Genomic DNA, 10288 nt, shown 5'->3' with positions numbered 1-10288 from the left:
CCGGGTCTGTTGTGTATACGCGCCCGGGGCTGCGCCCGGGGGGCAAAAGCCGGGGCGCAGCCCCGCTTTCGAGGGGCGCGGGGAACGGCGCGCTCAGCCCCCACCGGCCCGCAGGTGGGTACGCGCGCGGTTTTTGCCCCTTGGGGGGCGCGGGGAACTGCGCGAACGGCCCCACCGGCCCGCAGGTGACATCACAGCCGGGTCGGGGGAGCCGTAGGCCCGGCGTGCGGTGCGTCGGGGTGCGTGCTTCGCTGGGCGGGTGAGTGGCGGCGCGGAGCAGACGACGCGGGCCCAGCGGCAGCAACTGCTCCGCGTGCGCGGACGCAGCGTCGCCTGGGCGCCCCCACTGCTCCTCCTCACCGCGATCGCCGTGATCGACAGCAACACGTCGGGCGAGTTCCGGATCATCTCCTGGATCGTCCTGGTCCCCGGCATCGCCGCGGCGATCTGCGGAGTCAGAGGCACGGCCGTCCTCGCCGCGCTCGCCCTCATCACGTACATCGAGGTGGACGCCGCCTGGCCGCACCAGGACCAGACCGGTCTGCCCGACTTCATCCTCGTCGCCGTGGGCGGCGCCCTGGCCACCATGGCGTGTGCCGTGCGTGTGCGCGAAGAGCGGCGGATGCTGCACATGCGGGACGTCGCCGACACGACCCGCCGTACGGTGCTGCGTCCGATGCCCACCCCCTGGGCCGGCCTGGACCACGCGGCCGTCTACCTCGCCGCCGACATCGAGGCCCGTGTCGGCGGCGACTTCTTCGACATCCAGCCCGGCCCGCACGGCACGCGCGTCCTCCTCGGCGACGTACAGGGCAAGGGCCTGCCGGCGGTCGACGCCGCCGCCGCGCTGCTCGGTACGTTCCGTGAGTCCGCGTACCACGAGGAGTCCCTGGCCGTCGTGGCCGAACGGCTGGAGACGCGGATGCGCCGCCAGCGGCAGTACGTGGCCGATCTGGGCGAGGAGCCGACCCGGGGTGTGGAACGTTTCGCGACGGCGGTCCTCGTGGGGTTCCCGCCGCCCGGTGCTCCCGGCGGCCACATCGAGGTCGTCAACTTCGGGCACGAGCCCCCGCTGGTGGCCGGACCGTCCGGGGTACGCCTCCTGCCGCCCGGCGACGGCCTGCCGCTCGGTTTCGGCGGGCTGGCGGGACCGGCTTCGGGCGTCCCGCCGGTCCGCCGGGTGCCCTTCGCCCCCGGCGAGACCCTGCTGCTCGTCACGGACGGTGTGACGGAGGCCCGGGACGCCGAGGGCGCCTTCTTCCCGCTCCACGAACGGGTCGCTCTGGCCGTCTCCGTCGACCCCGGCATCACCCACCCCCGCCATCTGGTGGAACTGGTCCGCGAAGGCACCCTCCGCCACAGCACGGGCCATCTGGTGGACGACACGACGATCTTCGCGGTCCGCCCGGTCGGTGGGTGAGCCGGGGCCGAACAAACCGCCACCACCCACCCCCTATCGCCCCGACCGCAACCCCCTTTGCACCCGCACCGGTTACCGTGCTGCCGTAGTGATCGAAGGGGAAGTGAAGGGGAGGGAGACGGCGATGCCCGGAACCGTACTGCTGATCGCCGCGTCGCCGGCGGGCAAGGGATGCCTCGTCGACGCCGCGTCCGTGCTCCCCGTACTCGCCGCGGTGGCCCCTTCCGTGCTCTCCGGCACCGACACCGCGAACGTCGTCGAACTCGCCGATCCCCTGCAGCCGCAGGCCGTCCTGACCCGGCTGCGGGCCGCCGCGACGGCCCCGGGACCGCTCACGGTCTTCCTCACCGGTCAGCTCCAACTGGACCGCAGGCAGCGGCGTCCGCACCTGGCGCTCGCCCGGACGACGCCCGCGACGGTCCGCTACACCGGCTTCCCGTGGCACTGGATCCGTGAGGAACTCCGGCTGCGCGCCCCGGGCAGTACGACCCTCCTCGTCGACCTGCACACCGACGCGGAGACCTGGCAGCACCTGGCGGGCCAGCCCCTCACCGGGGGCCCCGGTGTCGCGCTGTACGGCCGTGTGGCCCCGCCTCCCCCGCGCCGCGCGCTGGCGGTACCCACGTACATGAAGTCCCTGGCCACGATCCTCCGCAGCGGTCACCGGCCGCCGCTCGCGCAGCTCCACCAGCAGGCGCTGACCCGCTCGTACGGCGAGGACCCGGACTCCGCGCACCGGGACCTCGTACTCGCGGTCGAACCCAGGTACCGGGCGGGGGTCCCGATGCCGGGCCCGGCGACGGCCCACGGGTACGCGGCGGCACCGGCGACCGCGCCCCTGCCAGTGCCGGTGCCCGCGCCCTACCTCGCCGTCGTGCCCATGCCCGCGACCCCGCCCGTGGCGGTGCCGCCTCCCGTGCCCGCCCCGGTGGACCCGCACGCCGAGATCACCGCCGCCGTGCAGAGCGGCCGGCACGCCGAGGCCGCCGTACTGGCCGAACAGTGGGAGCGGACCGCGCTGCGGACGTACGGGCCCGGCGCCGACGAGGTCGTGCACTGGATGGAGGTGCGCGCGGACCTGGCCATGTTCGCGGGCGACGCCGAACTGAGCTGCCGGATCTGGCTGGCGGTGGCCGACGCGCGGCTGACCGCGGGGCAGCCCGCCGACGCCGCCGCCGTCGAGGCGGCCGTCGACCGGGCGCACCACCAGTGGGGCCGGATCGGCGACTCGGCGCGGGCCCGTGAACTGGGACCCGCGCTGGCGGACCTGCGCGGACGGGTCCCCGGGCGCAGGCAGGGCGCGCTGGACGACATCCGCCGCAACCTCAGCCGCCTCGGTACGCAGGTGAGTCCGTAGACAGGCCCTAGGGCCTGTCTGACAATTCCCGCCTGCCGGGCGACGCCATGCACGCTCCCCCAGCCTCCGGCCGGGGGGACCCCCACTCGCCGCACCGGGCACAGAGCCAAGTACGTCCAGTACGAGGCCCTGCGCCCGGCACGGCGAGAGCACGCACCGGACGCCGCCCGGCCCGCCCTCCGGGCGACGACGGGAATTGTCAGACAGGCCCTAGCCGGCGAACATCTCCAGCGCGCCCGACACCAGCGTCCGTACGCCGGGGCCGACCGTCGTCAGGTCGGGGGCGAAGTGCGGGCTGTGGTTGCTGGGGACGGCGGCCAGCTGTGCCAGGAGATCGTCCCCGGCCTCGGCGGCTGCCGCGTTCCAGACCTCCGCCGGTGTGCTCGTCACGAACCAGTACGCGTACGGGAGCCTGCCGCCTGCCCCGGCCTCGGCGAGGAACGGGAAGTCCTCGCTGCCCATGACCGGGCCGAAGTCGAGGACCGTGCCCGCGCCGAAGACCTCGCCGTGCACGGCCGCGACCCGGCGGTCGGTGTCGGCGTCGTTCACGGTCACCGGGAAACTCCCGCTCACCGTCACGGTCGGTTCGCGCGGGCAGCCCGCCGCCGCGCACTCACCCGCCGCGATACGCCGGATCGAGGCGAGCATCCGCTCCCGTACCTCGGCGGACTGCGTACGGAGGTTGAGGGAGATGCGGGCCTCGGCGGGGATGATGTTGTGCCGGGTGCCCGCCTCGATGCGGCCCACGGTCAGCACGGCCGACTCGCGGGCCGCGATCTCGCGTGAGACGACACTCTGCAGCCGCGTCACGATGTACGCGGCCGTCACCACCGGGTCCACGGTCGCCTCCGGCCGTGAACCATGGCCGCCCACCCCGTGCACGACGATGTCGACGTCCGTGGACGCCGACATGATCAGGCCCGGCGTGTGCGCGTACAGCCCGGCCGGGCCGGGGGCCGCGTGCTGGGCCAGCAGGACGTCCGGGCGCGGGAAACGCTCGTACAGGCCGTCCGCCACCATCGCCGCGGCGCCCGTACCGGTCTCCTCGGCGGGCTGTCCGACCACCAGGAGCGTGCCGGACCAGGTGTCCCGCCCGGCCGCGAGCGCCCCGGCCGCGCCGGTCAGCCAGGTGACGTGCAGGTCGTGGCCGCAGGCGTGCATGACACCGGGGTTCTCGGAGGCGTACGGCAGCCCGGTCTCCTCGGAGACCGGCAGCGCGTCCATGTCGCCGCGCAGCAGGACGGTCGGCCCGTCGCCGTTGCGCAGCACCCCGACGACACCGGGGCCGCCGGTCCCGCCGACGCCCTCGGCCGTCTCGTACCCGGCCTCGCGCAGACGTCCGGCGAGGACCCCGGCGGTGCGGTGTTCGCGTGCCGACAGCTCGGGGTGCCGGTGGAGGTCCCGGTAGAGGTCCTCCAGCGCGGGCAGCGGCAGGTCGGCGGTGAGGTCCAGGGCGGTGCGCGCGGCGGCGGAGGGCCCGACGGCGGGGGTTTCGGCGGGAGAGGTCACCTCGTCAGCGTATGCGGCGCGTGTCACTCGTATGGCGGTGTTCAGCGCGGTTGCGGCGGGGTGTCGCTGCTATCCACGAGGGAGGGGGACGACACCCACCGAAGGAAGTGCGGCATGGCAGGCACGCTCGCCATCAACTTCACCCAGGGGCTCGACGACGCCTGGTCGAAGATCGCGACATTCGTCCCCAAACTCATCGGGTTCCTCGTCATCCTGGTGATCGGCTGGGTCATCTCGAAGATGATCGCCCGCGTACTGGACCGGGTCCTGCGCAAGGTGGGCTCCGAACGCCTGTCGGAGCGGGCCGGCACGGAACGGCTGCTCAGCGAGTCCACGTACGACATGACCGGGATCGTCTGCAAGATCGTGTACTACGCGCTGATGCTGATCACGCTGCAGCTCGCGCTCGGTGTCTTCGGCGCGAACCCCGTCAGCGAGATGATCAACGGGATCGTGGCGTGGCTGCCGCGCGGCATCGTCGCCGTGGTCCTCGTGGTGATCGCGATGGCCATCGCGAACGGCGTCCGCACGATCGTCGGCAGCGCGCTGTCGTCCGTTTCCTACGGGAGGACGGTGGCGACCATGATGTGGGCCGCCATCCTCGCGCTGGGCGTGATCGCGGCGCTCGGCCAGGCGGGCATCGCGACGGCGGTCACCCAGCCGGTCCTGTACGCGGCCCTCGCGGCCGTGGCGGGTGTCCTGATCGTCGGCGTGGGCGGCGGCATGATCATGCCGATGCGGCAGCGGTGGGAGCGGTGGCTGTCCACGGCGGAGCGGGAGTCGCTGAACGCGAGGGGGAGCATGTCGGCGTATCAGTCCGGGCGCGACGACGCTCTGCGCGGGCAGCCGGCCCGCGAGCGGACGGATCGGGCCGCAGGCCCGGAGTCCGGCACCGGCTCGACGATGGACATGTGACGGCCGAAACCCACCTGCGGCCCGGCGGGGGCTGGCCGCGCAGTTCCCCGCGCCCCCAAAAGACGAAAGGCAGGGGCGCAGCCCCACCTTCCAGGGGCGCGGGGAACGGCGCGCTCAGCCACGCACGACCCGCACTCGACGTCCAGGCGAACCCCCCACCCCCCTAGGGGCGCGGGGAACTGCGCGCTCAGCCACGTGTGGCCCGCACTCGACGTCCGGGCGAACCCCCCCACCCCCCAGGGGCGCGGGGAACGGCGCGAACGGCCCCCACCGGCCCGCAGCCGCATGCGGACCCGTACGATTCAGGCCCCCACGGCTAGTGGTCGCGCTGGGGTGGGATCAGCCCATGCAGGTCGATCAGCCAGCTGATCGCCGTCAGGCGGCACACCGCGTAGTCGTGGCCCACCGGCTCCCGCCAGTCCGTCTCCGCGAGCCCGTCGAGGAAGCCGAGGGCGTAGTCCGTGAGGGTCTCGCGGTCCGGCGGCAGCGGGACCAGGCCGGGGCCCGTCGAAGCCAGCCGGTCGCGCAACTCCGCCACATGCTGATCCACCGCCGCCGTGAACGCCGGCTCGAACGCGAACTCCGCGAAGCGCGGCGCGTACGTGCGGGCGATCTCGACGAGGGGAGTCAGGGGGGCGGCGGATGACATTCGTCCACCGTAAAGCGGACGGAGTGCTGCCAGGAGGGGGATTTCGGATGGTTTCCGTCACATCGGGGCAGGCGGGACTCGTGGGACCCGTCAGAGCGGCGGATGCGCCGGCGCCGGCCCCAGGGTCGTCGTCCCGGGCGCGGTGCGGTGTCCGAGTCCCGTCCGGTACGCGTCCAGCGCCGCGTCGATCCGCCCCGTACGCCGCAGCAGGTCCCCGAGCAGACGGCACAGGTCGGCCAGATCCCCCGCCGCGCCCGCCCGCTCCAGCAGGCTGAGCGCACGCACGTAGTGCTCCTCGGCCGTCTCGGTGTCCCGGCTGTCCTCCGCGATGATGCCGAGCAGCCGGTGCGCGCCCGCGGAGTGGACGGCCCCGCGCTCGCTGCTGAGGTCGCCCAGTACGCCGTGGAGCAGCGTCGCCGCCTCCTCCGACTTGCCGCGCCGGTGGAGGACGTCCGCCAGTTCCACCGCGACCTGGCTGGTGTAGAGCGCGGCGCGCTGCGCGGAGTGCATGGCCTGCGCCTCGCGCAACTCGTTCTCGGCGCGCTCCAGGTCACCGTTCTGCGCGTACAGATACCCGCGCATCCAGTGGCAGTTGGCCAGTTCGGTACGGATCTGGAGCTGCCGGTACAGCTCTGCCGCCTTGCCCAGGGACGCGTCGGCCTCGGCCATCCGCCCCTCGGCGATCATCGTGCGGGCGACGGACCGGTGCATACGCGCCAGCAGCGCGGGGTCGCCGACCTGCGGGGCCAGCGCGAGCGCGAACTCCGCCGCCTGCGCCGCCCGCGCGTGCGCCCCCATGTCCATGTAGGGCGCGATCACGGCCGCGTAGAGCAGCAGCAGGGCGTCCGGGTCGTGCAGTCCGCCCTTGTTCAGCTCGTCGATGGCGGATTCGAGCAGGTAGCAGGCGTACCGGAGTTCGCCCGCGAGGTAGTGCGAGACCGCACGGCCGCGCAGGGCGGGGACGCGGACGGGCAGCGGTTCGTCCGCGAGCCGTTTCTCCGACTCCTCGAAACGCAGGCGGGCCGTCGCCAGGTCGCCGGTGTCCATGGCGCACTCGCCGAGGCCGAGCAGGGCGGCGGCGCACTCGGCGTTCAGGCCGTGGGCCTCGGCCTCCGCGAGCAGTTCGGTGTACTGCTCGGCGGCGATCTCCGCCTCGCCGGTCGCCAGCGTGCGCTGGGCGTCGGTGAGCCTCAGCCGCAGGTCGGTGGCGAGGTGGGCGGGCCGCCCGGTGGCCAGTTCCTCGTAGGCGACCCCGAGCCGTTCGGCGATGTGCCGCAAGGCCTCCTCGGAGGGCCGTACGCGTCCTGCCTCCAGCGTGGAGACGTACGCGGGGGTGTAGGCGGGTTCCGCCAGTTGTTTCTGTGTCAGCCCGCGTTCCGTACGCAGTTGCTGCACTCTGCGCCCGATGATTCCCGGGTCGTCGCGCTCGGCCATGGCGTAAGCATGCCAGTAAGCCGACTTACTCCTGTCCGCTATCCAACTTCCGGTTGAAACGGGCAAGTTAACTCTTGCGGGGAGGCTGTCGATCGGCTCAATGCGGCCCTTGCCCCGGAGGCGAACACGCCCTAGGTTAAGCGGCGCGTTAAGCGCACGATGAAGCACATTTAATACGCTGGCCTACGTTGACGTTGCGAGGTTGTCGCCGTGTTCCGACGCATTGCCACGCGCTACCTTCCGGCTCGGTTCATCGCGGCGTTCGGCGCGGCTGTGGTTGCGTTCGCCGCGCTCGTCAGTGCGGCCAACGCAGTGCCCCACTAGAAGTCCGGGCCCCGTCAGGGGCGCGGGGAACCGCGCGGCCGGCCCCCACCGGCCCGCAGCCGGAACGGCGCCCCGGCGCTGACAGGGCTCGCCCAGCTCCCGCGCGGGGCGTGCACAGGACCTGCCGCTAGCCTGCCTCTTCGTATGGAAAACGGACGGAATGCAGCCGACGCGGCGCGCGTGGTCGCCCGGGCGCTCGTGCACGCGGTGGTCGGTGGGGTGGCGTTGCTCGCCGTCGTCACCGTCGGGTCGGTGCTCGGGCCGATGGTCGTACTCGATCTCGCCACCCCCGCCATGGCCGCCTGGTGGACCGTGTTCACCGCAGTCGCCGTGCAGGGCATCCCCTTCCTGCTGCTGGGCACGGTCGTGTCGGCGGCGATCGGCGCGTTCGTTCCCGAGCGGGTCTTCCGACGCGTACTGCCGAGGAATCCGGCGCTCGCCGTGCCCGTCGCCGGGGCGGCCGGGGTGGTGCTCCCGGGGTGCGAGTGCGCGTCCGTGCCCGTCGCGGACAGTCTGATGCGGCGCGGGGTCGCGCCGGCCGCCGCGCTCGCCTTCCTGCTGTCCGCGCCCGCCATCAACCCGGTCGTCCTCGTCGCCACGTCCATCGCCTTCCCGGGAGATCCGGCCATGGTCGGCGCCCGGCTCGTCGCGTCCCTCGCCACCGCGGTCGCGATGGGGTGGTTGTGGGTGCGGTTCGGCAAGGAGGAGTGGCTGCCGTCGGTACGGCGTGACGGCGGAGCCTCCGGGACGGGCGGGTGGCGGGGTTTCCGGGACGGGCTCCAGCACGACTTCCTGCATGCCGGGGGCTTCCTCGTCCTGGGGGCGGCGGCCGCGGCGACGTTCAACATCCTGGTGCCGCGGTCCCTGCTCGACGTGTTCACCGGCTCGCCCTGGCTGTCGGTGCTGCTGCTCGCGGTCCTCGCCGTCGTGCTGTGCGTGTGCTCCGAGGCGGACGCCTTCGTGGCGGCCTCGCTGACCGGGTTCTCGCCCACGGCCCGGCTGGCCTTCATGGTCGTCGGGCCCATGGTCGACCTGAAACTCGTCGCCCTCCAGGCGGGAACCTTCGGGCGGGCGTTCGCGGTCCGGTTCTCGTCCGTGACGTGGGTGGTGGCCGTGGTGAGCAGCGTGCTGGTGGGCGGGTGGCTGCTGTGAGCCTCCGCGAACACCCGGGCCTGCGTCCGCGTCTGCGCCTGCGTCCGCAGGGCGTGCTGCTGATCCTGTGCGGGTCGGCACTGCTGCGGATCGCCCTCTTCAGCGAGCTGTACCTGCGCTATGTGAAGGAGGGCCTGCGCCCGTACCTCATAGCCTCCGGCGCGGCACTGATCGCACTCGGCCTCCTGGGCCTGCTCGCCCGAACCCACGACGAGGAAGAGGAAGAGGGAGAGGAGGACGAGGGAGACGCGAGGAACGAGGACGGGGGTGAAGGTGAGGACGAAGCCGCCGACCCCGACCGTTCGGACGCCCACGCCCACGACCACGCCCGTAACCCCCGTATCGCCTGGCTCCTCACCGCCCCCGCCCTGGCCCTCCTCCTCTTCCCGCCGCCCGCGCTCGGCTCGTACAGCGCGGAACGCGAGGAGGCGAGGGTCGCGGCGCAGGGCGCCGGCACCTTCCCCGAGCTCCCGGCCGGGGACCCTCTCGATCTGACCCTGGGCGTGTTCGCCTCGCGGGCGGAGTGGGACACGGGCGCGTCCCTGAAGGGGCGCACGGTCCGGCTGACCGGCTTCGTGACCCGCGACGACGACGGCGCCTGGTCCGTGGCCCGGCTGCGCGTCACCTGCTGCGCCGCCGACGCGCAGGCGCTGAAGGTCGAGATCCGCGGCGAGGACGCCCCGGCGGCCGACACCTGGGTGACGGTCACCGGAACCTGGCACCCCACGGGGAAGCCCGGCACGGACGCGGCCCGCCCGGTACTGGACGCCGTGTCGGTGAAGAGGACGACGGCGCCTTCGGACCCGTACGAGAAGCGGTGAGTCGTCGAGTCGTCGATTCGCCGGGTCGTTGTCAGTGGCGGCCTGTTGACTCGTCACATGACTGATCGGCACATGACTGACAAGACGAGTCACAGCGATGTCCACGGCACCCCGGCCTCCGCGCCCGGCCCCGAGATGGTGGAGCCGTCGCGGTTCAGGATCCGTGAGGTGCGGATCGACGGCGGGGGTGCCGAGGTGAGAGTGCGGGGAGGCGGTTCGTACCGGGTCGAGTTCGCGGTGCTGCACGACTGCGGGATGTGCGGGAACGCAGTCAACCAGGTGATCGTCGGACTGGCGGGCGAGGACCGGGCCCAGGCGTCGGTGTGGAACGGCAAGCAGCGCAGCGGGGGCGGCCTGAAGGTGGTCAACGCCGGTACGAGCGTCGAGGCACTGGCCGAGGACAACCCGGGCCCGGCGGAGTGGGTGGACGTGACCTGCGAACTCGTCGTCCCCGACGAACCCGGCGCGTACTCGGTCCGGGCCCGCTACGCCCAGGCGTACCAGGGCCGCCTGATGACGGCCGAGGGCCGCGCGCTCCCCCAGCCGGAGTACGAGGACGTCCTGGGCTGGTGGAAGGTCGACCGCCCACAGGGCCCCGGCCCGGAATCGACCATAGGCACGATCATCGTGGAGGCGTGAGCCGAGGCCCGACGCGTGAAGTGACCGGGCAAGTCGTCCATTCGGGGTCGATGTCCCTGATTCCGGCG

The 10288-nt window shown here is 73.1% G+C and carries 9 protein-coding genes; 6 read left to right on the top strand and 3 right to left on the bottom strand.

What is annotated here, in order from left to right:
- Nucleotides 1–259 precede the first annotated feature (259 nt).
- Both ACFVH5_RS33130 and ACFVH5_RS33125 read left to right on the top strand, forming a co-directional pair.
- Nucleotides 260–1420: a PP2C family protein-serine/threonine phosphatase gene (locus ACFVH5_RS33130; protein ID WP_385837400.1), complete on the top strand. Its 1161-nt coding sequence runs from the start codon at nucleotides 260–262 to the stop codon at nucleotides 1418–1420.
- Between the two features lie 124 nt (nucleotides 1421–1544).
- On the top strand, nucleotides 1545–2777 hold the full coding sequence (locus tag ACFVH5_RS33125) for a hypothetical protein (protein ID WP_385837399.1): 1233 nt from the start codon (nucleotides 1545–1547) through the stop codon (nucleotides 2775–2777).
- A 210-nt stretch (nucleotides 2778–2987) separates the two neighbouring features.
- Here the strand turns inward: ACFVH5_RS33125 and ACFVH5_RS33120 are convergent, their stop codons facing one another.
- On the bottom strand, nucleotides 2988–4286 hold the full coding sequence (locus ACFVH5_RS33120; RefSeq protein ID WP_385837398.1) for an amidohydrolase: 1299 nt from the start codon (nucleotides 4284–4286) through the stop codon (nucleotides 2988–2990).
- 114 nt (nucleotides 4287–4400) lie between these two features.
- Between ACFVH5_RS33120 and ACFVH5_RS33115 the strand changes: the two genes are divergently transcribed.
- A complete protein-coding gene (locus ACFVH5_RS33115) occupies nucleotides 4401–5201 on the top strand; it encodes a hypothetical protein (RefSeq protein ID WP_385837397.1) in 801 nt (266 codons plus the stop codon).
- Between the two features lie 316 nt (nucleotides 5202–5517).
- On the opposite strand, the gene ACFVH5_RS33110 is transcribed toward ACFVH5_RS33115, so the two are convergent.
- Both ACFVH5_RS33110 and ACFVH5_RS33105 read right to left on the bottom strand, forming a co-directional pair.
- Complete coding sequence (locus ACFVH5_RS33110; protein WP_385837396.1) at nucleotides 5518–5850, bottom strand: DUF6401 family natural product biosynthesis protein; 333 nt, start codon at nucleotides 5848–5850, stop codon at nucleotides 5518–5520.
- Nucleotides 5851–5940: 90 nt separating this feature from the next.
- On the bottom strand, nucleotides 5941–7284 hold the full coding sequence (locus ACFVH5_RS33105) for a helix-turn-helix domain-containing protein (RefSeq protein ID WP_384803601.1): 1344 nt from the start codon (nucleotides 7282–7284) through the stop codon (nucleotides 5941–5943).
- A gap of 468 nt (nucleotides 7285–7752) precedes the next feature.
- Here ACFVH5_RS33105 and ACFVH5_RS33100 point away from each other — a divergent pair, with 468 nt between their 5' ends.
- The 3 genes from ACFVH5_RS33100 to ACFVH5_RS33090 all read left to right on the top strand — a co-directional run bounded on the left by ACFVH5_RS33100 (nucleotide 7753) and on the right by ACFVH5_RS33090 (nucleotide 10220).
- A complete protein-coding gene (locus ACFVH5_RS33100) occupies nucleotides 7753–8760 on the top strand; it encodes a permease (protein WP_385837395.1) in 1008 nt (335 codons plus the stop codon).
- 32 nt (nucleotides 8761–8792) lie between these two features.
- Nucleotides 8793–9581 (top strand): TIGR03943 family putative permease subunit, encoded by a 789-nt coding sequence (locus ACFVH5_RS33095; RefSeq protein WP_385837403.1) that lies wholly within the window; start codon nucleotides 8793–8795, stop codon nucleotides 9579–9581.
- Between the two features lie 72 nt (nucleotides 9582–9653).
- Nucleotides 9654–10220 (top strand): hypothetical protein, encoded by a 567-nt coding sequence (locus tag ACFVH5_RS33090; protein WP_385837394.1) that lies wholly within the window; start codon nucleotides 9654–9656, stop codon nucleotides 10218–10220.
- The last annotated feature ends 68 nt before the right edge of the window (nucleotides 10221–10288 follow it).

This window comes from Streptomyces sp. NPDC127119 (assembly GCF_042677425.1).
Lineage (GTDB): Bacteria > Actinomycetota > Actinomycetes > Streptomycetales > Streptomycetaceae > Streptomyces.
This window is presented reverse-complemented; position numbering and strand designations above follow the sequence as displayed.